Genomic DNA, 26,215 nt, shown 5'->3' on the forward strand with positions numbered 1-26,215 from the left:
AAGATATTTCCAATAAGAAAAAAGGAGGGACCAATAATGAGTACGAAAAGTGTTATTTTTTCGAATCCAGATGATGTAATAGATTTTGTAAAGATTGTTGAAAAATATCCTTTTGACATGGATATGAAACGGGGCAGATATATTGTAGATGCAAAGTCCCTGTTAGGTCTTATGAATCTTGGATTTGACCATAAAATAGAACTGAAAGTATATGAAGAAGAATGCGAAAATCTTTGGAAAGAACTGGATAAATTTGTAGCTGCATAAGTTTACTTCTGCAGTAACTGGATATTGTATGAGAAGAATCCTCAGCGTATAATAAGAATATACGTTGGGGAATTTTTTCGGCATATAAACATTACAGGAGAAGAAAATGGGAAAGAGTAAAAAAGAGAAACAGCAGGCATATTTCTTTGACAACAAAGCTCTGCTGGCGCTGATCCTGCCACTGGTGGTTGAGCAGCTCCTGGCGGTCATGGTAGGAATGGCAGATTCCATTATGATCGCAAGCGTCGGCGAGGCGGCGGTGTCGGGAGTATCGTTGGTGGATCAGATAATGGTACTTTTGATTAATGCATTTGCCGCACTGGCGACCGGAGGTGCAGTAGTCGCAGGACAGTTTTTGGGACAGGATAGAAAAGAGGAGGCCTGTAAATCGGCAACTCAGATGGTATGGTTTATTACTATATGTGCAATCGGTATTACCGTACTTGTATATTTAGGGAAATCATTTATCCTGCATACGGTATTCGGCAAGATTGATCAGGATGTAATGCATCATGCAGACGTTTATTTGTTGATCGTGGCGGCATCGATTCCATTCCTGGCATTGTATAACGCAGGAGCGGCAATCTTCCGTACAATGGGCAATTCGAAAGTGACAATGCAGATATCGATCATTATGAATATTATTAATATAGGAGGAAATGCACTTCTGATCTATGGATTTCATCGGGGAACGGAAGGTGTCGCAATTCCGACACTGGTGTCCAGAATAACGGCAGCGGTTATTGTAATTGTGATGTTGTGTGATGAGAAACGGATACTTCATATAGAACGGACATGGCATTACCGAATCAATTGGGAGATGGTTAAGAAGATTCTGAGCATTGGTGTGCCGAATGGTCTGGAGAACAGTATGTTCCAGCTTGGCAAGATCATCGTACTCAGTCTTGTATCGACATTCGGAACTTATGCGATTGCGGCGAATGCAGTGTCGAATGCGATCGCATTGTTTCAGATCCTTCCGGGAATGGCAGTTACGCTGGCGATCACACCGGTTATTTCAAGATGTGTGGGTGCTGGTGATTATGAACAGGCAGGATATTATAATAAAAAATTAATGGTTATTACTTATGTCAGTATGACAGCGATGGTATTATTCATATTTTCATTATTGCCGGTTATATTAAAGGCATATAATCTGTCGGATCTTACAGCAAGAACGACGGCAGATATCATACATTTCCACGGAATCGGTGCGATCTTCATCTGGCCGATTGCGTTCAGTTTGCCTGCGACATTCCGTGCGGCGGGAGATGCGAAAGCGTGTATGTATATTTCAAGTATATCCATGTGGATATTCCGGATCGGATTCAGTTACGTGCTTGGGAAATATCTGGGCATGGGTGTATTTGGTGTCTGGGTTGCGATGGTCATTGACTGGGTATTCCGTGCGCTCTGCTTTGTGATCCGTTATTTCAAAGGAAGCTGGAAGAAAAAGGCGATCGTATAAGATAGAAGTCTCTTGTAAAAACAGGTCTTCTATTTTATAATAGAGATTAGCCATATAGAAAACAAATAGGAGGAAGTTCTTGTGAAAAAAGAATTAGTAATTGTCATTGACTTTGGTGGACAGTACAATCAGCTGGTAGCAAGACGTGTCAGAGAATGCAATGTATATTGCGAGATCTACTCATATAAGACAGATATTGAGAAGATCAAAGCTATGAATCCTAAGGGAATCATCCTGACAGGCGGACCAAACAGCTGTTATGAAGCAGATTCCCCGACATATAAAAAAGAATTGTTCGAACTTGGTATCCCGGTTCTTGGATTATGTTACGGTGCACAGCTTATGATGCATGTACTTGGAGGAAAGGTAGAATCCGCTCCGGTACGTGAGTATGGTAAGACAGAAGTGCTGGTAGATAAGAAAGATTCCAAGATTTTCGAAGGTGTATCTGAGAAGACCATCTGCTGGATGAGCCATTTTGACTATATCTCACAGGTTGCACCTGGATTCGAGATCACAGCACACACAGCAGACTGCCCGGTCGCAGCAGCTGAGAATACAGAAGCTGGATTATATGCGATCCAGTATCATCCGGAAGTACTTCACACAGCAGAAGGAACTAAGATGTTATCGAACTTCGTATTAGGTGTCTGCGGATGTGCAGGCGACTGGAAGATGGATGCATTCGTAGAGAATACAATCCGGGAGATCCGCGAAAAAGTCGGCGACGGAAGAGTACTTCTTGCACTGTCAGGCGGAGTAGATTCTTCAGTGGCAGCAGGATTGTTATCCAGAGCTATCGGAAAGCAGTTGACATGTGTATTTGTCGATCATGGTCTTCTCCGTAAAGATGAAGGTGATGAAGTAGAAGGTGTATTCGGACCAAATGGACAGTTCGACCTGAACTTTATCCGTGTAAATGCGCAGCAGAGATATTACGATAAACTAGCCGGAGTAACAGAACCGGAAGCAAAACGTAAGATCATCGGTGAAGAATTCATTCGTATCTTCGAAGAAGAAGCCAAGAAGATTGGTGCTGTAGACTTCCTCGCACAGGGGACCATTTATCCGGACGTTGTAGAAAGCGGACTCGGTGGAGAATCCGGAGTGATTAAATCTCACCACAATGTAGGTGGACTTCCGGAGCATGTAGATTTTAAAGATATCATTGAGCCTCTTCGTGATCTGTTCAAAGACGAAGTACGTAAGGCAGGATTGGAGCTTGGAATTCCGGAGAGACTGGTATTCCGTCAGCCATTCCCTGGACCTGGACTTGGAATCCGTATCATCGGTGAAGTAACAGAAGAAAAAGTTAAGATCGTTCAGGATGCAGATGCCATTTACAGAGAAGAGATTGCAAACGCAGGACTTGACAAGAATATTAACCAGTATTTCGCAGCACTGACAAATATGAGAAGTGTCGGAGTTATGGGGGATGAGAGAACATACGATTATGCTGTTGCTTTAAGAGCAGTAACAACTGTAGATTTCATGACAGCTGAGGCTGCTGAAATTCCTTATGATGTACTGAATAAGGTGATGAGCAGAATTATTAATGAGGTTAAGGGAGTTAACAGAGTATTTTACGATCTGACTTCTAAACCGCCTGGAACGATTGAGTTTGAATAATCCACACAATCACGAGAAACCAGTATTCATGCGGGTTACAAACAAATTTGTTTAGTGATTGGCAACAAAATGGCAACATTTTGTGATTATTCAAGAGATAAAAATTTTATTTCATAACGTATATAAAGAAACCTTACTGATTTTCAGAAGTAAAAAACTGAATATCGGTAAGGTTTTTCTTTTCTCTTATTTTTCTTTTTTAGTCAATTCTTTTACGAGGTAATCACTTAGTTCCTGAGATGGTACCTTGGCACGTTTCTGGTAAGTATCCAGTTCCGGGTACTTATATCTCCATTCATCATATTCTTCCTTGCTGATTTCACCGTTTTCCAATTTGTCAGCCTGTTCCATCCATGAACGAAGCATTTCATCAACAGATGAGCCGGGAGCAGATATGGAAGAGTCAAGGCAGATATGAGGCTGCCCATCTACATTTCTTACTTTCAGACCATACATATCTTCCAGTGCAAATAGTGTATGCATCAGACCTATGTGAGTATCAATATCTGGAACTGTTAAAGCATGAGTATTGACATCGAAGATCTGAGACATTTGTTTTACAAGATCGATTTTAGGAACTCTGGCTTCAGATTCATACTGAGCCATGCGGACATCTGAGGTTTTTCCTTTGAATCCCAGTTGCTCTCCGAGTTGCTTTTGTGTCATGCCTTTGCGGTTGCGAAAAAATTTGATACGTTGTCCGATTGCCATTTTTGTTTGCCTCCTTATAGTGGTCATTCGTGTTGCCATAATTAATTGTGAAGAAAATAAAACAATTCTGTTTAGGTTCAGTATAGCATGAGCAATTTTAGATAGCAAGAAGAACTTAAACAAAAAAATTTAATATTCTTATAAAACTGCTTGACTTAAATTAAAATGTTTAGTATCATGCAAATGTAACGACTTAAACAAATTGCGTTAAGATAGAGAGGGGAGATGCGATGTGACGAACAGAACTTTTATGACAGTAGAAGAAGTTGCAGCGGAACTGGGAGTTTCCAAGTCTTATGCTTATAAGATTGTCAAACAATTAAATGATGAATTACAGAAGCTGGGTTATCTTACGGTAGCTGGCAGAGTAAACACCAATTATTTCCGCAAAAAAGTATGTTACAGCGAAGTGTAAGAGAGAGGAGAATTTGTATGAGTATTTACAAAGATAATGTCACTGGGAAGTGGCGAGTGGTTTATCGGTATACCGACTGGACAGGGAAAACGAAACAGACTTCAAAACGAGGATTTCCTACGAAGCGAGAAGCGCAGATGTGGGAACACGAACAAATGTTAAAGCATGATGCAAAACTGGATATGACTTTCGCAAGTTTTTATGAAATCTATGTAGAAGATAAAAAGGAACGAATCCGGGATAACACATGGGGAACTAAGAATAATATTGCCAGAACAAAAATTCTTCCATACTTTGGGGAGAGAAAGATTGCAGAAATTGAACCAAAAGATGTGATTGCATGGCAGAATCATTTGCTTGCATTTAAGAGAGCGAATGGAAAAGGGTATTCTGCTTCATATCTGCGGAAAATCCACAGCCAGTTAAGTGCCATTTTCAATCATGCAGTTGATTTTTATCATTTGCCTTCTAATCCGGCACAGAAAGCTGGAAATATAGCAATAGAGGAATATAAGGAAATGTTGTTCTGGACGAAAGAAGAGTATTTGAAATTTGCAGATGTGATGATGGATAAACCAGTTTCTTACTACGCTTTTGAAATGCTTTACTGGTGTGGTATCCGTGAAGGAGAGTTGCTTGCCCTGACACCAGCGGATTTTGACTTTACAACGCATACACTGCGAATTAACAAATCATATCAAAGATTAAACCGGGAAGATGTGATTACCCCACCAAAGACATTTAAAAGTAACAGATTTATCAAGATGCCACAATTTATATGTGATGAGATGCAGGATTATATGGAAATGCTTTACGGTCTGAAGGAAGATGAAAGAATTTTCACAATTTCCAAATCTTATCTGCATCATGAAATGAACAGAGGATCAAAAGTGTCTGGGGTGAAGCGAATCCGTGTGCATGATTTGAGACATTCCCATGTATCGTTATTGATCAATATGGGATTTACGGTATTGGCAATCGCAGACCGAATGGGACATGAGAGCATTGATATCACTTACCGATATGCGCATCTGTTTCCAAGTGAGCAGACACAGATGGCAGAACAGTTGGATATTGAAAGGATGGAAAAATTAAATGGAGAAAAATCTGGACAGTAAAGGAAGATGGAGAAACAAAATCGTAGCATTCCGGGTATCACCGGAAGAAGCAGAGCAGATTGATGCATGTGTCCGATTGTCAGGACTTAGCAAGCAGGACTATATCACAAAACGATTAACTGATCGGGAAATTGTGGTACAGGGAAATCCAAGAGTGTATAAAGCATTGCGAAATCAGATGGCAGAGATTTATGAAGAATTGAAACATCTGGAAAAATGCAGTGAGGAAAACGAAGAGTTGCTGAGTACCCTGAGATTGGTCGCAGAGACATTGTATGGATTGAAAGGGGAAAATGAATGACAGCAAAAGAAAAAATGACTGCTCCGATTGCATCTGTTGGCGCAGATGTGGAACAGTCATCAAGTAATAAATTAACCAACCAAAGTATAGCAGATTTGCCCGGTAAGGGCAATCTGCAAGCCACAAATAATGCGGAAAATACAGCAAAATCAGCAAATAAAAAGAATCTAGATGATCTGGAAACAGTTTCTATGATGGAATTATACGATACTGCATATCCACCAAAATTGCCGATTGTAGATGGACTTCTGTATAACGGAACTTATCTGTTTGTTGGTTCGCCGAAAATTGGAAAATCATTCTTTATGGCACAGATCGGGTATCACATCAGTAAAGGACTTCCATTGTGGGGCTTTTCAGTCAGACAGGGAACGGTTCTGTATCTGGCATTGGAAGATGATTATGCAAGGTTGCAAAAGCGGTTATCACAGATGTTTGGAATGGAAGGCAGTGAGAATTTTTATTTCGCTACAAAATCAAAATCGCTCAATGACGGACTGGAAAAACAGCTTGTAACGTTTGTAACAGAGCATAAAGACGCAAGATTGATTATCATTGATACTCTTCAGAAGGTTCGAGAGGTCGGTGGAGATAAATTCAGTTATGCCAGCGATTACGAAATTGTAACGAAGCTGAAAGCATTCAGCGATAAATATGGTATCTGTTTTCTGGTTGTGCATCATACAAGGAAAATGGAATCTTCAGATAGTTTTGATATGATTTCTGGCACAAATGGATTGCTTGGAGCTGCGGATGGAGCGTTCGTCATGCAGAAAGAAAAACGGACAGATAATAAGGCAGTTCTGGAAGTGGCAGGACGTGACCAGCAGGATCAGAAACTATGGTTGAACTTTAACCGGGAGAGATGTGTCTGGGAACTTATCAAGACAGAGACAGAACTTTGGAAAGAACCAGAAGATCCAGTGTTGGAAAAAATCAAAGAGCTTGTAACAGAAACTACGCCAGAGTGGGCAGGAACAGCAACAGAGCTTGTGGAAGTATTGCAGGTGGAAATGCAGCCGAACGCATTATCACGAAAATTAAATGTCAGCCTTGAACGATTGATTCTGGAATATGGAATCCAGTATAAAGCGGAACGAGGACATGATGGAAGAAAGATCAGATTAGCCTTTGTTGGAAACCAAGTGTGACGATATGTGACGGTTGTGACGGTATTTTATATAGCGTGTCAGTAGTGAAAATATCGTCACTATCGTCACGACCGTCACGGAAAGGAGAAACATGGAAAGAAAATTACAGGTGCAGATACCAAAAGATTTATTACTGGCATTGTTCCAGTATCATCTTGCCGGGAATGAGGAATATCAACCGGAGATAGAAAAAGCATTGATGGAAAAATTAGACAGTATGGTAAGACGTCAGTTATATACAACATTCAAAACAGCACCAACCGAGGAAGAACGGGAAAAGGCAAGACAAGAGTATTTGGATAAGTGTGGAATGCATGAGAACTTTCGTTGGTAAAGATTCTGCTTGATGACCTTATGACAGGAGCGTGCCACGCACCTGTAAATAGCAGACAAAGAGAAGGTTTGTAAGGTGTAGCCGGTAGTTGATTGGCGAAGAAAAAACTTTTCAAAAGGGGGCCCTGATTCAGGGCGTCCCTGCGGAAATGATAAATGAAGGGAGAATGACACCATGAGAGAAGGAAGATTAGGTTACAACAGTTATAACAAAAGATATGGATTATTGTCCTCAGACTTATGGATTGATCCAGGATTTCACTGCGGAGAATGTCTGGAAGTTCTAGTTGATAATCAGTGGGTAAAGACACGAATGGAAATGAATCTGGCGAGAGAATGGTATTTGGTTGGAACACCATATTGTGGAGATCTGGAGTATGTACGGGCAAGGATACAGGAATAAAGCAGACAGAAAGAGAAATAGCCGCTTGGTTGTTAGTGATAAAAAATAAGCCCGGATACGGGCAGAAAAAAGAGGGCGGATACGCCCAAAATGAAAGGAAAAAGCCAAGTTGTGGTAGATGTAAGAAGCATCTCACAAAGCCCTCGGCGTTTGAGAGCGAAATACACCCATCGCACAAACTTCGTTTATGCTCTGTGTATTTCGCCCTGCCGGGAGCTAATATAGCCGGAAACGGCAGTTAGTTCGTAAACGGATGCCGATTCATCCACTCACAAATGAAATGGCGGAATTTATTTTGCCGAAGACAAGGAGGGAGTGCCTATCGGAAGAAATTCATTTATTCAAATGACAAAACTAAGCAATGTAAAAGGCAGAATCACTTATATATCCAGTCATGCAAAACAGGAAAATCTCTATGCAGTTTATGAAACTACAGAACGGAAATTCTGGCGGGAACTTGCAAAATGTAATCAGGAAGAATTTGTAAAAAGCGGGACAGAAGGAAAATGCATTGAGGCAAGAGAATTGATTATTGCTTTGCCAGAGAGTTTCGCAGAATATCAGCCGGATAGATTGCTACAGCTTTTTACAAATCATTTTAAACAGAATTATGGAACAGAGTGTATTGCTGCTTTGCACCACAATAAAAGAAAGACCAATTATCACATTCATTTGATATTTGCAGAACGGAAACTACTGGATGAACCAATCATTAAGACTGCCAACAGAAATATGTTTTATGATGAAAATGGAAAACATGTCCGAACCAAGAAAGAAATATTAGGAGAAGATGGAGAAATCCGGGAAGGCTGCCACATCGTAAAGAAGGGCGAGATTTATGAGAAGAAGTTGTTTACAGTTAAAGATGAACGGTTTAAAAGCAATTCCTTCCTTGATGAAGTGAAGCGTTCCTATACTGAACTGATTAATCTTTATGTGAAAGATGAAAACCAGAAGTTGCAGGTATTTCAACGTGGCAGCGTTTATCTTGCAACAAAGAAAATCGGGAAGCGTAATCCCAAAGCACTGGAAATCGAAGCGGATAATCGGAAACGCCAGGAATGGAATCGGGCGGTGGATATGGCACTGATTAGCGGCATTCAAGAGCCGCAGATTATGGAAGTGAAACAAAAAAGAATTTCGGAGCCGATCAAGAGTGCAATTTCCCGGAAAGGAAGAAAACCAAACTTATTTGCAAAAGTTGTCGCAATGGCGATTGAGACATTGGAACTGATGATAGAAACTGTACTTGTGAAAAAGTATAAGGAATCATTGGAGCAGAAAGAGCAATTACAGAAAACAGATGCTTCTGATATGGAGTCCGTAATGCCAGAAACAGAACGAACAGAAGTAGAAATAAAAGAGCCAGTGGAAAGACAGCCAGAGCCAAAGCAGCCGGAAATGACAAGGCTAGCATCAAAATATCCGAGATTTTTTAAGATCAACAATGAACTGGAGCAGCAGAATAATGCAATTTACAAGAAAGAGAAACAGCGTGCTACTAAGAAAAAAGAATTGTCTGAGATCAAAGGCTGGTTTAAAGGAAGAAAGAAAAAAGAATTGCAGGAAGAAATCGATGATCTGACAAGCCAGATCCGGAATATGAAAGATTATCTTCCGAAGATTGTACAGAAAGTAGGCTATAGAAGTGTACAGGAATTTCTGAAAGACTTCAAAACAGCAAAGTCCGAGTACAATCAGTATCAGAAGGCAATCGCACAATGGCAACAAGAAACTGGAAAAGAGCCAGAGCCGCAGCCGCATGGTGTCAGGGCAAAGCTGGCAGCAAACAGAAAGAAAATAGAACAGGAACAGAAAAACACACAACGTACCCAAAATCAGAGCAAGGATCGAGGGGCAAGATAGGAGGACAAAATCATGGAGAAACACATTATGGGAGAAAATGGCATCAGCTATACTTTGGGAGAGGATGGTCTGTATTATCCAGACCTGTACCTTCCGGAGGATACGGAGTATCCGATTGGAAAGTATGGAATGTTACGAAAGACGTATTTAAAGGAGCATCGGAAAGGGCTGTATCTGGAGCTGGTACTTGACGGGAAACTGAATGAGCATTTGCACCAGATTGACGAGGAGTGTCATCAGATGATGGATAGGCTGGTGGAGCAGATGAAAGAACAGCAGGGCGTGACAGAAGAATTGAAGATGCAGGATCCGATGGAATGGGTTGGGAGAATGAATAATATCCGGGCTTGTGCGGAGGAGATGATATTGAAAAAAATTGAATGTTAAAAATAGGATTGCGAATAATAAAGATATATCTTTATTATTGAAGATATATATAGTATGATATAAAAAAAAGATTGGAGAATGTATATGTCAGAGCAAACTATTCAAGAGGGATTATATTCAATACCGGTACAACTTGATAAATATATTTGTAGAAGTTTAGGAGCAACTACAATTAAAGATTTAGTAAAAAATAAAGAAGTCACAGGTCTTACAATTAAAGAATGCGACAAAATAAAAGCAAATAGGCCAGATGTATTAATTCTTAATAAAGATAAACAGATTGTAGTTTTTATAGAGATGAAAGAACCAGATAAATTAAAGACGGAAAAGCTTCAGCGATTAGCAAAATACCAAGAATTAGGAGTTGCAAGACAGGTAAAGGCAAAAATATATATGTTGTCGGATGGGGAAACTTTTATATGGATTAATCCTATTACAGGTGCTCGTATTACGGATGAAAATGATAAACCAATAACACGAAAGATTAATCCAAAGAACTTGTCACCTGAGCAGAATAAGGAACTTGCTGAGTTTATAGATGATGTATGCTATTGTATAAATGATTCAAACAATAAAATAATGCCAAAGGAGTATATTGATCCAACGCCTTTGGCACAAAAAGTAGCACGTATCTTGCAGAATATGTCATTATCTTCAGCTAAAAATTCGCTATATACATTTGTAGAATTTTTTACTTTTAAATTTTTATCAGATATAAGCGTTTTAAGGGGGATTTATTCATTTGAAGGGATATATTCTGTTTATGCAGAACAGAGTTCAAAAGATGCATTTATTCAATATCTGACTACAGTAAGAAAAAAATTATTAGAGCTTTTTCCATATAATCCAGAAGATGGAACAACAATAATAAATGGAAGAATTTTTCATACAGAGACAGATGATATCGGTAATCCTGTAATACATGAAAGTTCGGCGGATTGTTTTGGTAAGCTACTCGATTGTTTTAAAGAATATGAAGATGAACATGGAAAGTTCTTATATATAAATAAAGATTTCAAATCAAAGCTTTTCGAAACTTTTATGAAAAATAGTACGGATAAAGATGGAATGGGGCAGTTTTTTACACCGCTAAAAGTAGTGCAAGAGATGGTTCGCATGGTTGATGTAAAGGAAGGAATGAGTATATGTGATCCGGCATGCGGAGTTGGTAAATTTTTGCTTGAAGCAGCATCGAAAATTTCTTCACCATTTTATTTTGAAAATGGAAAGTTAAAAGCCAAAATTGAATTAGTAGGTATGGAAAAGAAAATGGAAGATAACACATACGATTTAACAACAATACTTGCGAAATCAAACATGTTAATCTATTATTCGGACTTGTTTAAAAATAATTGTGATTCTATTGAAAAAATACAAGAATTATCAGAACAACTGTTAAATAAAGTGATTACTTCCAGTCATACTACTTTAGGAACTTTAGAAAATTTATATTTAGACAAATATGATTTAATACTTGCTAATCCACCATATTATCAGAGTGCTGCGATTAGTGAGGCGAGCAAGTCGGTTAAAATATATGGAACAGAGACTAAAGCATATACATCTGGAGGAAGAGGAATAGAGGCTCTTTTTACAGAATGGATTGTTAAGTCCATAAAGAAAGGTGGAATAGCGAATATTATATTGCCAGATGGTATCTTTACTAACATAGGAAATAATAAGTTAAAACAATTGATAATAGAAAATTGCTATATAGATAGTATTATTTCATTACCGGTGGGGACATTCTTCAATACTCCCAAAAAGACATTTATTCTTACAATCCATAAACGTACGGAAGAAGAAATGAATAAGATACAGTCATATCCGGTTTATACATATCTTTGTAGTACAATAGGCGAAACTATGGATACTTATAGATTTGATATTGATGAAAATGATCTTCATGATGCGGTTGATTTATATAATTTGTATCGTGGAAATAAAGAAAATAAAATTGCAATATCTGCGGTAAATGATAATCCAAGAGCAAAATTAATTCCGGTAGATAAATTTGGAATCGAGGAGAATTGGAATATTGAACTGTTTTGGTCGGATGAAGAAAAAATAGAATTAGGTATTAAAAAGAAAGATACAATTATGTCATTAGAAGAATTTCACGGATATATATCAGAATTAATTGATGATATAAAAAATTATCAGGAGGCTATAGAATGCCTGAAGTAAGAAAACAATCTTTTTACATTTATGAAATATGTGATGTGGCTAATAGTGATAAAACCATTACGAAAATAAAGGCCAAAAATAATGTGGGAGAATATCCAGTTTATGCAGCAACAATAAACAAGCCATTTGCATATATTAATTTTTATAATAATGAAAAACCATGCTTGGTTGTAATTAATGATGGAGCGGCAGGATGTACATATTTAGTTAATGATAATAAATATACAATAGGAAAACATGCTACGGGGCTAATTCCACATGATGGAATTGATATAAGATATTTGCAGAAAGTAGTAGAACCAATATTTACCAATATTGCTAAAGGATATGGATTAGGAAACTTGCCAAAAGCAGATATATTAAATACTAAAGTTGAAATTCCTGTTAATAAAGACGGAACTTTTAATTTAAATCTGCAGAAAGAGTTAGCAGAAAAATATTCAGTTATAGAGGAACAGAGAAATGTTCTTTTGCAAAAGAGAATGAAATTACAGAATATGTCTGTTATCCTGCCAGAGGATAAGAATATAAAATGGGCTCATCCGTTAGTTACTGATTTATTTTATCCTAAAGGCGGAAATGCTGACTTTACAAAAACATGGGTGTCAAGAAATAAAGGAGAAATACCACTGTACTCAGGTACAACTACTAGTGAATATGCTAGAGTAAATATTGCTGAATACTCAGGAGAATATTTAACATGGTGTATTGATGGATTGGCTGGTTATATTATGTATCATAATGAGAAGTTCAGTATAACGTGCCATAGAGGCATTTTGTTACCAACAGATAAATGTGTAGATATTGATTTGAGATATATAAAATATGTGTTAGAACCTATTTTTAGAAAACGGAAAAAAGGAAGGGAAGGTGATATGGGTAAGAATGAATACACATCACTAAAACCTATAGCAATAAAAAGAATGACAGATACTATACCTATTCCGGTTTCTGAGGATGGAAAATATGATTTTCAAAAACAAAAAGAATTGGCAGATAAATATGAACAAATTGAAGAAATAAAGAGAAGTATCGCTCAAAAGATCTTAACCTTATCTGAAATAATAGTATTGTAGGAGGAAATATCAAAATGGCACGAGAAAAAAAAGATGGACGACATATAAATTTGTATATTGAACGCGAAATAATAGAATCATTAGAAAAATATTGTGAAAGAATGGGACAAACGAAAACAGTTGCTATAGAGAGAGCTTTAAAGCAATATTTATCGGAATATCAAAATAACCAAGAAAAATAATGTATTGAATAATATACTGTGTTTTCTGAAAATAAAGAGAAATACGGTTTATAGTGTTATTAGATTTAAGATAAATGAATGGCATTGAAAATAATTGAAATCTCGCACCATTGGTGCGAGAAATGGAGACCAGAATATGGAAAAGAATGAAATTCGAGGGTATGAACCATTAGTTGAGGAATTAAAACAATTAATACATAAAAAACAATATCATGTGTTAAAAGTAATAAATGCAGAAACTATCAATCTTTACTGGGAAATTGGAGAAGAGATTTATAAACAGCAGCAAGAAAAAGGATGGGGGAAATCTATTGTTCAGGTTTTATCAAGAGAATTACAAAAAGAATTCCCTGGAGCAAAGGGATATTCAGCAGCAAATTTGTGGAGAATGCGGAACTTCTATTTAACATATCGTCATTCAGAAAAACTCGCACCAATGGTGCGAGAAATTAGCTGGAGCAATAATATTATTATTATGGAGAAATGCAAAGACGATTTAGAACGAGAATTTTATATACAGATGGCAAAGCGTTATGGTTGGACAAAACGGGTTTTGACAAATTTTGTTGAGGCAAGGACTTATGAAAAGTATTTGCTAAACCAGACGAATTTTGATTTAACGATTCCAGAGGATAGAAGAATACAGGCGAAATTGGCTGTAAAAGACGAATATACTTTTGATTTTGCGGAATTATCTCCAGAATATTCGGAGCATGAACTGGAATTGCAATTGGTCAATAATATCAGGGATTTTTTGATCGAGATGGGTGGAGATTTTACTTTTATAGGAAATCAATATCACTTAATGGCGGGGAATAGAGATTTATATATAGATCTTTTATTGTTTCATAGACGTTTGAGAAGTTTAGTTGCCATAGAACTAAAAATAGGAGAGTTTGAGGCAGAATATGCAGGAAAAATGCAATTATATTTGACAGCGTTGGATGAACAGATAAAGTTACCGGATGAAAATCCATCTATTGGAATTATTATATGCAAAAGCAAGGACAAGACATATGTAGAGTATGCTTTGAAAAATATTAATATGCCAATTGGTGTAGCTACATATCAGTTGAGAAATACATTGCCTGAAGAGATGAAGGAAATGTTACCAGAACCGGAAGAAATTGTAAAGAGATTAAAAGTATTTGAGAAATTGTAATGATGGATTGATGGGGAACTAAATGAACAATGACGGATTAACGATGGATTAACACAAGTGAGAAGGAGCGAGCATATGGCTTTAGCAAAGTGGTATAAGATAGATTTTCATACGCATACACCGGAAAGTAAATGTTTTCCAGATAAGAAAGTGACACCAAAAGAATGGTTAAAATCGGCTAAAGAATCGGGCATTAATGCAGTTGTAGTAAGTGATCATAATTCTGTTGGATGGATTAGTAAAATAGAGGAGGTGAAATCGGAGTTCGAGGACGAAAATTTTAAGGTATTTTATGGAATTGAACTTTGTGTATCTTCGGATTTTACACATTTTCTCATTATTTTTGATGATAAGATGTCCGTAACAGAAATTGAAGATGCAGTTGTTAGCAATTTGGGATTATTAAGAAAAGACTGGGCTGACACAACGATTAACGTATCTGAAGATAGGTTAAAAACATTATGTACGGAATTAAGGGAAAAAATATTTGTAATTCCTGCTCATTTTGCATCTAATAAAGGGCTTGGAAAAAGTGCAGAAAATGCCATAAAAAAATATCAAGAGTTTCTTTTGTTTTCGGCTGTTGAAGTAAGAAATGAAGAGGATGTTAGGGAATATAATAACAAATTAAAAAATAAGGCTATTAATAAAGCAGTATTAATAACAGGATCAGATAATCCGTCGAATAGAGATGAAGCACAGCATTCAATCGAAGGGTTCGGGAAAATGTTTACATGGATTAAGCTTTCAACATTATCTTTTGAAGGACTTCGCCAAGTATTTATTGATCCGGAACATAGATGCATTAATTGGTTATCACTTCAAAAAATAGGTGTGCAGTTTGATCCTAATGAAACTACTTATAATTACATAAGTGGCATTGCGTTTGAAGGAATCTCTCATATGACAAAAATGAATATGAGATTTTCGCCTAATTTAAATTGTATTGTAGGAGGGAGAGGAACAGGAAAATCTACTATTGTTGATGCAATAAACTATGGCGTATGTAATGAACATGATCTTTCGAAATGTAGATTGTTGGAAAAAACATTAACAAAAGATGCAAAAATTTCAACATATTTTAATTTTGGTAGCAATAAACCATATGTGATAAAAGCCTCAAGAAAAGGAAAACAAATTGTAACGGATGTTGAAGATAATAATGGTAGTGTTGAGAATCCTCCAGAATTTAAGATAGATTTTTATGGACAAAAAGAAATCTTTAATTTAATAGATGAAGATGATAATATTGCAAATCAAACAATGAGTCCATTAGTAAAGATGATTGATGATAAAGTATCGGCTGATATGTATTCATATTCTGATGAAATTGATAGTGCAATATTAAATATGCAAAAATATTCAGATGAATTCAAGAGCAATAGAAAGAAAATTAAGGAATTGCCTACAATAAAAGCGGAAATTGAAAAGGCAGATACTATCTTAAAAAAATTTAAAGCAAGTGGAATAGAAGAATCGAGAAAAGATTTTGAAAATATAGACAATAAGATAAAAAATGTGGAAAAATCGTTTGCTTCAGAATTGAACGCTGTAACTGTAGCTGTTGCTAGCTTCGAGGAACAGAATAGAGGATTGGATAATCAGATGGAAGCACTTGATATATCTGTAGAAAATGCAATTGAACTCGAAGTAATTGAAAAGTTAAAAAGCATCAATCAAAGTCTCATTGAAATTTTAAATCATAAAAAGGAATCTGTTGAAACGTTGAAGAGAGAATATGAAATATCCACTACTTATGAAAAACGTGAGGAAATCCATAGAAAATATTTAAATGCGTTAGATGAAGTGAAAAATACTGGTGGAGAAGATATTAATGCAATTCAGGATCAATTACAAAAAAATAAAAAAAGGTATGACGATTTGATGTCATTACAAAATGAACAAGGTAATATCGAAAAGAAAATTGAAGAGAGTATAGACAATTTTATTGATAAGCGGATTGAACTATCAAAAAAAAGACAGGCTGTAATTGATAACTTGAAGTTGGAAAACATATCAATTAAAGTTATTCCATTAGGTCATTTGGCACGATGGAAGGCAAATTTACAGAAGGAATTTGGAAAAGAAGGAACATTTGATAATGATTTTCAAAATTTGGCTGATAAAGTACTATCTAAAGATAATAGCTGGGAACAGTATAGAGCATTTTTGAAGTTCATGTTGATTACAGATTCTGGAAATGTTGAAAAGTTTTTGAATTGTTCTACAGATACAAGATTTGCTAAGCTTTGGACAGATAAATATAATAATGACACATTGAGTTCAATGATAAAAGTTCTTCCAGAGGACAAATTGCAAATTAAAATTATTGATGAAAATGGTGAAATTGATATTAATGAAGGATCGCCAGGACAAAAGAGTGCAGCGATTCTTGCCTTCATATTAAATAGTGGTGAGAATCCATTGATTATTGATCAGCCAGAAGATGACCTTGATAATAGTCTTATCTATTCGCTTGTTGTAAAATCTATAAGAAAGATGAAAAGTAAACGTCAAATTATTATCGTTACGCATAATCCCAATATTCCGGTATTGGGTGACGCAGAGGGGATTATTGTTTTAGAACGTAATAATCAGGGAAAAGTTACTTTCAGAAAAGGGAAAAAGGCAGGCTGCATTGAGGAAAAGCTTATTAGAGAGGGAATTTGCGAAATTATGGAAGGTGGAGAAGATGCTTTTCGTAAAAGAGAACGGAAATATCAATATAATTAAAAAATAAATGGTATGGAACTTGCAGAAGATAAGGATGAAGGTGGATTTGTGGTTTTTATCAGATCTGCCAGGCTGTATTACCTGGGCGAGAGCATAGAGAGTGCAGCAGTAAATGCATTAGATGCGAAAAAGGCATGGCTTGAAGCATATTATCAAAATAATGATTGCGAAGTAATCTTAACGTAGTTATAATGAAATGGCAACAAATTGGCAACAGAAAATCAGCGAGCCAAAATAATATATGTAACAGAGATAAAATAACGGCAGAAAAGAAATAAAAACTAAACAAATATGTTTAAAACCATCATCGGACTTGCCGAGTTTGAATAGTTGACGCTGGGCTACAAAGCCCGTAACCACGGGGCTTTGCGGCTTTGGGTGTTTGAAATTGCATTATCATTGCATTTTTATATTTCTTTGTGATACATTGCAGTATGCTGATTACTGGTATAATTAGCAATACTTTGAGAAGCTGACTGGTAGCTGAGAACCCCGGTCAGCTTCTTTGCAATCTCAATATTGGTGTTTGGATACAGATGACCATAAGTTCCTAGTGTCGTCTGTATTTTTTCATGTCCAAGACGCTCTTTAATCAGCAGTGGATTTTCGCCCATGCTGATAAGCAGGGAAGCATGCGAATGTCTCAGGGCATGAATTTTGATTCTGTGGACACCAGCTAAATTTGCCAATTTCTCTAATGCTCTTGGAAGCGTTGTTTTGCTGGTGGGTGTACTGTTATAACTCAGTACGAATCCACAATTTGGTAAAACCTTTGCCTGGACCGCCTTCCATTCTTGTAATTCCTTGATGGTATCAGCATCAATATAAATGGTACGGTTGCTTGCCTGCGTCTTAGGTTCAACGAATTTGTAGTCATTCATTGTTTTATAGTACAGTGTTTTACTAATAATCAGCATACCTGTTTCAAAATCAATATCATCCCACTGTAAGGCGGCAGCCTCTCCAATACGCATTCCAGTCATAAATAAAAGCCAGAACGAGATGAAGAGATAGTGCTCGTAGTAGTCACCTTTGTACAGCAGGGATATTACCTTCTGAAACTCCTCCAAAGTCCAGAAGTCGATCTTTACTTTTTTAGATTTGATATTGCCGATCATGCGGGCAGGATTCTTCTTTGCAAGTCCGAGGATAATCGCCCGGTCAAAAGCTAAACATAACATTCCCTGAACAATGCGTACATAGTTTGGACTGAATTGTTTTGCCAACTTGAGCTGCCAGGTCTGTACATTTATCGCTTCTATTTCGGACACTTTCTTCTTGTAGAAATAGGCAAAGTGTTTTTGAATGGTCGAGTAACGATTCTTGTAGGTACTTTCTTTCACCTGAGTTTTGTACCACGGAAGATAGATTTCTTCAATAAACTTTTTGAAGGTAATGTCTTCCTTCTTATCAGCTAATTCTTCCGTTGATGCAAGAATCAATTTGGAATACTCGGCACGGGCTTCTTTTTTTGTTGAGAATCCGCTGCGGTATTTTTGAATCTGTTTTCCGGTTACAGGATGATATCCGAGGTTGGCTCGAAAATAATAAGTGCCGTTTTCTGCTTTTTTAATTGGATCTTTTGCCATGATTTCACTCCTTACTAAAATGCAAAAAGCACGATCATTCTTGCTTATCGGGCAAAGTAATCCCTAATAATTCTTCAACGGCTTCTTTTGGAACCCTGTCTAATTTTCTGGATTGATAATAGGTATGCCCCTTTTCTACCATAAGTTCCTTTGCTTTTTTGATAATATCAGCAGCAAAGGAAGGACCGTAGCCTAATTCAATCAAATCCCTTTTTGTTACAGTTATCATGAATCTCCTTTCCACAGACAGGGAATCAACTTGATACCTGTCTATTATTATATCAAATTTTGAGTAAAAGTTCTCTAATAAAAGCGCTATAAGCTAAAATCCCAAAAGTCTATGTTATTCTTTCAGAAGCCAGTTCCTATGCCCGTTCCGGCCACGTAAAACGGTGTTACTTTGTAACTATTAAGCTGCAGGCGTGCGAAGATGCAAACTATCTGCAGTCACCTATATCAATCTCCCGAAAGATTTCTTTTGTTTTCAAGGTACGGCGAATGGATATATTACCCATTCAATTAAGGAATAGGGGGCTTTTCTTTAAGATTGAAAAATTTTAAGAAAAAATGATAAAAATAAAAGCTGCCTTGATTTGGCAGCCACGGAAATCTATTTGCGTTTTAGAGCCAGACGATTCAGCATGGAAATGAGCGCAAGCATATCCTCGTCATCGAGTTGTTTCATCAGATCAGTTGCTTTGTCAATCAGAGGAAGATTGTGCAGCTCTGAATCGAAGAACTGTTGAGGAGTGACTTCCAGATAGTCACAGATATCCAGAAAGCTCTGCATGGTAGGCAGAGAACGTCCGGAAGTGAGGGACTGGATGTAGCTTTTATTTTTGCCAAGATCCAGACTCATCTGATATTCAGATACATTTTTCTTTAAACGCAGTTCGCTGATGCGTTCTCCAATAAAGTTTTTATCCATACATTTACACCTCTCTTCCACATTTTAAACTATTTACTTACAGCAAATTACGGAATAAAATAGAGATATATTTGAAATATAGTGATTATTCCGTAATATAACCGTAATTTACTAAAATGATACAAAAAAAGAAATTATGGATGATAGAAAATGGATTTTGGGGTATGATGATAGCAAAGGAAGTGGATGTCTGTGCGGATTATAGGAAATGAGCAGGAAATTGAATGGGCGAAGGAAGCACTGCGGAATCAATGTAACGATTGTCCCTACTTGGACTGCTGTAATGAAAAGGCGAAAGAGGAGTCAAAGCAGTGTGGAACGGTTCGGTTTGGCTGCCGGGAGTATCTGAAAGAGAAGATTGAATTCGTAGTAGAAAAATAGATGTAGTATTTTGAACAAATATAAACACCATATATAGTATAAGCCTGAATTGACATGAGGAATATCTTGTGCTAGTATACTGATATAGTTTATTTTATGCACACCCTTTTTGGGGAGTTTCGGGATTCATAAGAATCTCCAAACTTACAGGAAACAGCAGGAGCTGATTCCTGGCATAAGTAGTTTATGTTTGTAGTGAGTGTCACGGTATGCCTTTTTTGGCTGCGTGGCACTTTTGTTTTTTCAGGAAGAAACCAGACTTTTAAGAATGAACAGAGAAAAGACTCTCTTTTCATTCTTTTTTTGTGCTTACATTTAGGTTTCGGCATAGTTGCATGCCACAACCAGCTTCGGCTGTTGATGGATAAATATTATTTTAAGAAAGGTGGAATAAGAACATGAATGAAGCAAGAGTGTATGCAGATGGATTTGAGAGATCCTTTGCAGAAGTAAAAGATCTGCTGGAGTTTCTGGCAGAGAGAGGAAGAAATGCCAAATGGATCAGAAAGCCAACGAATACGTTACGGCTGGCACCACTGGAAAAGGAGGCTCAAAATCTGGATGCGGCAGATGCATCCATGGAAGAAATTTTGGAGGATACAGAGAAGAATACGCAGCTTGTACTGAAAATGAGAGGAGAATCCTATCCGGTACGTGACTGTGCCATCCGCACCATTTTAAGCCGCGCAGGTGTCAATGGAGACGGGCTTCGCAAGCTGGATAAGGCAACATATGCGAAGGTAGTCAATTACTGCCTGCGGGTTGCAAAAGGGGATGCCCTGATTAAGATTGCGGACGGAAAGGTTTCCGCAGTACATGGCGGGGATAAACATGATTATTGCATCCTTGATATGAAAGCCATGTTTGAGACAACCTGCGAATATCTGAATCTGAATTTCAAAGGCAGTGTTTACATGGAGGGCTCTGGTATCTATGACCATTCCATTGTATCTGCCATGTGGAAGCTCGGAGGAAGTCAGGAACTTCTGGATACTTACCGAAAAGCACTGGATGCACACGGAATGGATGAGAAGATCCTGTCACCGGCACTTCGTTTTACCACATCTGACGTGGCAGCGAGCGGTGCAAATCTGTATCCGATGCTTTTGACAGACGGACCAAACGGCGTTATCAGTCTGGGAAGTCCAATCAAGCTGGCTCACGATAAAGGGGCAACGATTCTGGACTTCCGGAAAAATCTGGAGCAGGTATGCGCCCGCTATGTGGATGCGATGAAGAATCTTACTCAGCTTATGGACATTGAGATCCGTAATCCGGTGAACTGCCTGAAGCTGCTGATGAAGGAACTTGGCATTAAACAGAAGATCCGGAATGAGGTGGTGGAGCTATTTGTATCCCAGAACGGGGAAGGTGCCTGTACGGCACATGATCTTTATTATGCCATGAATGAAGCCTCCTTTTTTGCAGCCTGTGAAGGAATGTCCGGACAGGGCATCCTGAAGCTGGAGGAGGATATTACGAAGGCGCTTATAAAAGACTGGAAAAAATATGACGTTTATGGAGCAGTCAAATGTTAGGAGGAATTGGAATGAATAACAAAGCAGAGTATACACCGGAAAAGGTTGTGGATATCAGTAACCTGTCAAGAGAAGACTGGTTGGAATACCGCAAAAAAGGAATCGGCGGCAGTGATGTAGCGGCAATCATGGGGATCTCTCCATTTGCCACTATCCGGGATCTGTTTTACAACAAAACAGGTGTGCAGCCGGTCATTCAGGAGGAAGAGGAAAGCAACTGGGTTGCCAAGGAAGTCGGACACCGGCTGGAAGATCTGGTGGCAGAAATCTTTTCCAAAAAGACCGGACTGGAAGTATTTCCGGTACGTGTCATGTTCCGGCATCCATTATATCCGTTCATGCTTGCAGATGTGGATTTTTTTGTTCGTATGCCGGATGGGACATTTGCGATTCTGGAATGTAAAACCTGCAATTATAATGCGAAAGATAAGTGGGCTGATGAGGGTATTCCAGCTCATTATGTGCTGCAGGTAAGGCATTATCTGTCTGTGATGAATATGCAGAAAGCCTTTATCGCATGCCTGTATGGAAATAACGAGAATGAGTTTGTGTATCGCACCATTGAGCGTGATCTGATTGAGGAAGAAGACATCATTGATCAGGAAACGTATTTCTGGCAGGAACATGTATTGAAAAATGTAGTACCGCCGCATAACGGGAATTCCGATCTGGTTCTGGCAAATATCCGTAATTATGGTGGTTTTGCAGACAAATCTATTCCGGAAATTGTGCTTTCCGGTCTGGAATCAAAAAATCTTGAGAAGTATCTTACCCTTTCGGAGGAAAAGTCACAGTTGGAAAAACGGAAAAAGGAAATCGAAGCAGAACAGCGGGCAATCAGTGTTCCTTTTGTGGAACAGCTGGGGCAGGGCTGCAAGGCAGTGCTGGAGGACGGTACGAACCGTTACCGTATTACCTATAATCCGACCAGACGTACTTCGGTTGGGAAAGACCAGATGGAGAAGCTGAAAAACCAGCATCCGGATATCTATGAGGAATATACAAAAACAACGGAGAGCCGTACTTTCCGAATTAAGAAGGAGGCGGCGTAATGAGAAAACTAAATGAACGGATGCGGGTAAAAAGCTGGAGGGATATAAACAATGAGGTGCAGATTTAAACATAAGATTTTCCGGAATGAGGAGAATGGGTATACGATTGCCATATTCACCACACAGGATACGTCTGTCCCCCTGTCAGCCAGAGACAAATATCTGGCATCCCGGAATATCATCGGCTTCTCAGCGATTGGATTCGGTCTTCCGCTTACAGACGAGATTGAGCTTGAGATGGAAGGCAGATGGGAGAGCGGGGAGCATGGAACCCAGTATCAGGTGGAAAATTTCATGGAGGTTGTACCACGGACAAAGGAGGGTATCTTAGGATACCTTTCTTCCGGTGCAGTCAAAGGCATCGGTCCCAAGATGGCAGATACTATTTTCCGGAAGTTTGGGCTTCAGACGTTGGAAATCATGGAAAACAGTCCGAAAGAACTTTTAAAGATCCGTGGGATTTCCGAGAAGAAGCTTTCTGCTATTGTGGAGTCCTATGGAAAAAACCAGGTGTTCCGGGAACTGATGACGTTTCTGGCGCCTTTTAAGGTGACACCCAAAAAAGTGAATATGATTCTGAAGAAATTCGGAAATGAATCGGTGGATATTATCCGGCACCGCCCTTACATGCTGAGTGCAGTCAAAGGCTTCGGGTTTCTGACTGTGGATGCGATCGGAAGACAGTGCTGCTGTGCACTCAATGATCCCATGCGGATATCCGGGTGCATCGGACATATCATGAATCAGGCAATGAAAGATGGACATCTGTTTAAGCAGCGTCAGGAGGTTATCAGGGAAGCACTGGAAATGCTGAACCGGGATCTGCAGGTCATGGCAGTATCGGAGCAGGATGTCAGTCAGGTGCTTTACCGGCTGGTGCTGCAAAAAAGCATTGTAGTGGAGGAAGAACGGATCTATTCTATCCGGCAGTATGAAGAAGAAACGCAGACTGCTTCCATGATAGCGAGACGGCTTTTGGAAAAGCCGGTTCCGTTGTCCATTGAACTGGAGCTGGAAAAGGCACAGAAGACACTGGGGATCACGCTGTCAGAAACACAGAAACAGGCAGTGCGGATGGTGTTTGCACATCCCATCAGTATTATTACCGGAGGTCCCGGAACCGGAAAGACAACGGTTCTCAAGGTGATTCTCTATATCCATCAGGCGTTATGCAGGTCAGAGGTACAGCTTATGGCTCCGACCGGACGTGCGGCAAGACGTATGGTGGAGAGTACCGGCTGTGAAAATGCATCCACGATGCATCTGGCCCTGGGGCTTTTGGGAGATGATACGGATTTTGAACCGGATTTTGAGTACCTGTCTGCCGGATTTTTAAATGTAGATGAGGTGTCCATGGTGGACATGCATCTTGCCTATGAATTTTTCCGGCGGGTAAGCAGACATGCCAGAGTCCTTTTAGTCGGGGATAAGAACCAGCTCCCATCGGTAGGAGCCGGGGATGTGTTCCGGCAGATGATTGCCTGCGGGCTGATTCCGGTCACGGTACTGGATCTGGTTTACCGACAGGGCGCTTTGAGCAGCATCCCTTATAATGCAAAACTGATGCAGGAGAATAAGACTAATCTGAGCTTTGGGGAGGATTTTCAGTTCATTGCCTGCAAAGGAGCAGATGAGGCGGCAGAGATTGTCCGGAGGATTTATCTGGACGAGATTGCAAAAAACGGCATGGATCAGGTACAGATCCTGACTCCGTATCGGAAACGCAGTGCTGCCGGAGTGGATGAATTGAACAAATCTCTGGAGGATTTTGTAAATCCGCCAATCGCAGGGAAGAAGGAACTGCATATCGGCAGTCAGGTGTTCCGGGTTGGCGATAAGATTTTACAGAATAAAAATACCGAGATGGCGAGTAACGGCGATCTGGGCAAGATACTGGACTGTATCACGGATGAGGATGGAAATGCCAGGGCAGTGATCGGATTCCCGGACGGGCGGCAGGTGCAATATGAAGCTGACCAGATGGAAATGCTCGAACATGCCAACGCAACAACCATCCATAAGGCACAGGGTTCCGAATGTCCGGTTGTCATCATCCCTTGGGTAAAAGCCTTTTATATGATGCTGAAGCGCAATATTCTCTATACCGGAGTGACCAGAGCGAAAAGCAAGGTTTATCTGGTAGGGGAATGGGCTGCAGTCTGTCAGGCAATCCATACGGATGACAGCGGGACAAGGAACACCATTCTGAGTGAGCGGATCGTACAGTATTACGATCAGTATCAGAGTGAACAGAAACCGGAAATGGAGCAGTTAAAACTTGTTGTTTAAAAATATTTTTCAATTTTTGAAATAAGCGGACTATTACTCTTATATAGGGGAACGTCTGCTTTTCTAAATGAAAGGAGCAGAGAATGAAAGAATTATTGTATAAGAAATCAGAGGCAGTTGCCGCTTTAAACCGTGTGGATGGCTTCCATCCGATGGAACTGGCAAGAAAGATTGGAGAAGAAGGGCAGGAGGAGCAGCTTTATCTGGATGTGAAATACCGGAAGCTCTGGTTTCGTCTGGTCAATCCTGCAGGAAAGATCATCAGCCGGATTATCACTTTCACAGAGAATATGGCAGTTGTGGAAGCACGTATCTATCTGGATAAATGTGATCAGGAAGACAATTATGTAGCCAATTCCTTTTCACAGAAATTCCGGAGCGATGATCCGAAGTTTGGAGACAAATTTCTGGAAATGGCGGAAACAGCAGCCGTAGGAAGGGCATTATCGGATGCTGGATATGGTGTGCAGTTTGCGGATGTGGGAGAGGAAAATGATCCTGCACAGGTAGATGCCGGAATTCCATATCAGAATCCACAGATGCCGGATTCAGATGCCATGGCAAATGCTGCCATGTCGGATTCGGGTGTCATGCCAAAGGCGGCTATGCCAAATTATGGAGAGATGCCAGGCCAGTCGGAATATGCAGGTCAGCAGATGATGAATCAGTTCTATCAGCAGGCACAGGCGGCGGGAAGCACCATTTACCATGGCAGTGGACAAATGCCTGGCTACGGTTCCGCTCCGGCTGCCTCTACGCCGCCAAAGACCGGACAGATGCTGCAGGGAGCATTACAGAATCTGGATACGTCCCTTCCGGTAGAAGAACTGATGAAACACATGAACTATGAAATGGCAGTCGGGACTGTGATTCCGGGAAAGGGAAAATACGGCGGAAAGACCATGGGACAGGTGGCAGTTGAAAGCCCGTCAACGATCCAGTGGTTTGCCGAGCAATATTCCGGACCGAACAATCTGGTTCCGGCGGCAGCAAAGGTAATTTTACAAAAAGCAATGCCGATGGCTGGTTAAGGAAGAACCCCGCAGAGA

The 26,215-nt window shown here is 39.2% G+C and carries 25 protein-coding genes and 1 pseudogene; 22 read left to right on the forward strand and 4 right to left on the reverse strand.

The genetic code is table 11. The features are described from left to right. Positions 1–36 precede the first annotated feature (36 nt). The 3 genes from NKF87_RS01175 (at position 37) to guaA (ending at position 3,364) form a co-directional block, all read left to right on the forward strand. Positions 37–267, forward strand: a complete 231-nt coding sequence (locus NKF87_RS01175) for an HPr family phosphocarrier protein (RefSeq protein WP_028087784.1) — start codon at positions 37–39, stop codon at positions 265–267. A gap of 106 nt (positions 268–373) precedes the next feature. Further along, complete coding sequence (locus tag NKF87_RS01180) at positions 374–1,735, forward strand: MATE family efflux transporter (RefSeq protein WP_117598409.1); 1,362 nt, start codon at positions 374–376, stop codon at positions 1,733–1,735. An 81-nt stretch (positions 1,736–1,816) separates the two neighbouring features. Then, positions 1,817–3,364, forward strand: coding sequence for a glutamine-hydrolyzing GMP synthase (gene guaA, locus NKF87_RS01185; RefSeq protein ID WP_044919655.1), 1,548 nt, complete (start codon positions 1,817–1,819; stop codon positions 3,362–3,364). 186 nt (positions 3,365–3,550) lie between these two features. Here guaA and NKF87_RS01190 read toward each other — a convergent pair whose 3' ends face one another. After that, complete coding sequence (locus tag NKF87_RS01190) at positions 3,551–4,075, reverse strand: helix-turn-helix domain-containing protein (protein ID WP_118576621.1); 525 nt, start codon at positions 4,073–4,075, stop codon at positions 3,551–3,553. A 232-nt stretch (positions 4,076–4,307) separates the two neighbouring features. Between NKF87_RS01190 and NKF87_RS01195 the strand changes: the two genes are divergently transcribed. From NKF87_RS01195 to NKF87_RS01260, 14 genes and pseudogenes are all read left to right on the forward strand, one after another. Then, entirely contained in the window at positions 4,308–4,490 is a 183-nt protein-coding gene (locus NKF87_RS01195; RefSeq protein WP_026650251.1) for a transcriptional regulator, read from the forward strand. A gap of 17 nt (positions 4,491–4,507) precedes the next feature. Then, on the forward strand, positions 4,508–5,608 hold the full coding sequence (locus NKF87_RS01200; RefSeq protein WP_156723366.1) for a site-specific integrase: 1,101 nt from the start codon (positions 4,508–4,510) through the stop codon (positions 5,606–5,608). Then, a complete protein-coding gene (locus tag NKF87_RS01205) occupies positions 5,586–5,909 on the forward strand; it encodes a plasmid mobilization protein (RefSeq protein WP_022250154.1) in 324 nt (107 codons plus the stop codon). The genes NKF87_RS01200 and NKF87_RS01205 overlap by 23 nt, the downstream gene beginning before the upstream one ends. Beyond that, positions 5,906–7,060: an AAA family ATPase gene (locus NKF87_RS01210; RefSeq protein ID WP_129900154.1), complete on the forward strand. Its 1,155-nt coding sequence runs from the start codon at positions 5,906–5,908 to the stop codon at positions 7,058–7,060. Before NKF87_RS01205 ends, NKF87_RS01210 begins: the two co-directional genes overlap by 4 nt. Before the next feature lie 91 nt (positions 7,061–7,151). Next, complete coding sequence (locus tag NKF87_RS01215; protein ID WP_055155751.1) at positions 7,152–7,394, forward strand: hypothetical protein; 243 nt, start codon at positions 7,152–7,154, stop codon at positions 7,392–7,394. Positions 7,395–7,568: 174 nt separating this feature from the next. Then, positions 7,569–7,796 carry a DUF5348 domain-containing protein gene (locus NKF87_RS01220; RefSeq protein ID WP_129900153.1) on the forward strand — a complete coding sequence of 76 codons (228 nt, stop codon included), beginning with the start codon at positions 7,569–7,571 and terminating at the stop codon, positions 7,794–7,796. A 315-nt stretch (positions 7,797–8,111) separates the two neighbouring features. Then, complete coding sequence (locus NKF87_RS01225) at positions 8,112–9,662, forward strand: MobA/MobL family protein (RefSeq protein ID WP_227199138.1); 1,551 nt, start codon at positions 8,112–8,114, stop codon at positions 9,660–9,662. 12 nt (positions 9,663–9,674) lie between these two features. After that, a complete protein-coding gene (locus NKF87_RS01230) occupies positions 9,675–10,049 on the forward strand; it encodes a TnpV protein (RefSeq protein ID WP_129900152.1) in 375 nt (124 codons plus the stop codon). An 84-nt stretch (positions 10,050–10,133) separates the two neighbouring features. Continuing rightward, the gene (locus tag NKF87_RS01235) at positions 10,134–12,236 is read left to right on the forward strand and encodes an HsdM family class I SAM-dependent methyltransferase (RefSeq protein ID WP_129900151.1); all 2,103 of its coding nucleotides are present in this window, start codon (positions 10,134–10,136) and stop codon (positions 12,234–12,236) included. Continuing rightward, positions 12,224–13,312, forward strand: a complete 1,089-nt coding sequence (locus NKF87_RS01240; protein WP_022250147.1) for a restriction endonuclease subunit S — start codon at positions 12,224–12,226, stop codon at positions 13,310–13,312. The genes NKF87_RS01235 and NKF87_RS01240 overlap by 13 nt, the downstream gene beginning before the upstream one ends. Before the next feature lie 14 nt (positions 13,313–13,326). After that, on the forward strand, positions 13,327–13,494 hold the full coding sequence (locus tag NKF87_RS01245; RefSeq protein WP_022250146.1) for a ribbon-helix-helix domain-containing protein: 168 nt from the start codon (positions 13,327–13,329) through the stop codon (positions 13,492–13,494). A 136-nt stretch (positions 13,495–13,630) separates the two neighbouring features. Continuing rightward, entirely contained in the window at positions 13,631–14,656 is a 1,026-nt protein-coding gene (locus tag NKF87_RS01250) for a PDDEXK nuclease domain-containing protein (RefSeq protein WP_022250145.1), read from the forward strand. Positions 14,657–14,731: 75 nt separating this feature from the next. Beyond that, the gene (locus tag NKF87_RS01255; protein WP_129900150.1) at positions 14,732–17,389 is read left to right on the forward strand and encodes a TrlF family AAA-like ATPase; all 2,658 of its coding nucleotides are present in this window, start codon (positions 14,732–14,734) and stop codon (positions 17,387–17,389) included. Positions 17,390–17,401: 12 nt separating this feature from the next. Beyond that, positions 17,402–17,536 (forward strand): annotated as a pseudogene (locus tag NKF87_RS01260) (type II toxin-antitoxin system HicB family antitoxin); the annotation flags it as partial. A 260-nt stretch (positions 17,537–17,796) separates the two neighbouring features. Here the strand turns inward: NKF87_RS01260 and NKF87_RS01265 are convergent. The 3 genes from NKF87_RS01265 to NKF87_RS01275 form a co-directional block, all read right to left on the reverse strand. Then, complete coding sequence (locus tag NKF87_RS01265; RefSeq protein WP_005333347.1) at positions 17,797–18,978, reverse strand: tyrosine-type recombinase/integrase; 1,182 nt, start codon at positions 18,976–18,978, stop codon at positions 17,797–17,799. A 34-nt stretch (positions 18,979–19,012) separates the two neighbouring features. After that, positions 19,013–19,207: a DUF3173 domain-containing protein gene (locus tag NKF87_RS01270; protein WP_005333349.1), complete on the reverse strand. Its 195-nt coding sequence runs from the start codon at positions 19,205–19,207 to the stop codon at positions 19,013–19,015. A 381-nt stretch (positions 19,208–19,588) separates the two neighbouring features. After that, on the reverse strand, positions 19,589–19,906 hold the full coding sequence (locus NKF87_RS01275; protein ID WP_005333350.1) for a helix-turn-helix domain-containing protein: 318 nt from the start codon (positions 19,904–19,906) through the stop codon (positions 19,589–19,591). A gap of 186 nt (positions 19,907–20,092) precedes the next feature. On the opposite strand from NKF87_RS01275, the gene NKF87_RS01280 reads away from it, so the two are divergent. From NKF87_RS01280 to NKF87_RS01300, 5 genes are all read left to right on the forward strand, one after another. Next, complete coding sequence (locus tag NKF87_RS01280; RefSeq protein WP_005333351.1) at positions 20,093–20,287, forward strand: hypothetical protein; 195 nt, start codon at positions 20,093–20,095, stop codon at positions 20,285–20,287. 398 nt (positions 20,288–20,685) lie between these two features. Continuing rightward, on the forward strand, positions 20,686–21,825 hold the full coding sequence (locus tag NKF87_RS01285; RefSeq protein ID WP_005333353.1) for a hypothetical protein: 1,140 nt from the start codon (positions 20,686–20,688) through the stop codon (positions 21,823–21,825). Further along, positions 21,819–22,877, forward strand: coding sequence for a YqaJ viral recombinase family protein (locus tag NKF87_RS01290; protein ID WP_005333354.1), 1,059 nt, complete (start codon positions 21,819–21,821; stop codon positions 22,875–22,877). Before NKF87_RS01285 ends, NKF87_RS01290 begins: the two co-directional genes overlap by 7 nt. Positions 22,878–22,928: 51 nt before the next feature. Continuing rightward, on the forward strand, positions 22,929–25,166 hold the full coding sequence (locus NKF87_RS01295; protein ID WP_118427047.1) for an ATP-dependent RecD-like DNA helicase: 2,238 nt from the start codon (positions 22,929–22,931) through the stop codon (positions 25,164–25,166). A gap of 83 nt (positions 25,167–25,249) precedes the next feature. Then, positions 25,250–26,197: a hypothetical protein gene (locus NKF87_RS01300; RefSeq protein ID WP_117887979.1), complete on the forward strand. Its 948-nt coding sequence runs from the start codon at positions 25,250–25,252 to the stop codon at positions 26,195–26,197. Positions 26,198–26,215 lie beyond the last annotated feature (18 nt).

This window comes from Dorea longicatena (genome assembly GCF_024168045.1).
Taxonomy (GTDB): domain Bacteria; phylum Bacillota; class Clostridia; order Lachnospirales; family Lachnospiraceae; genus Dorea_A.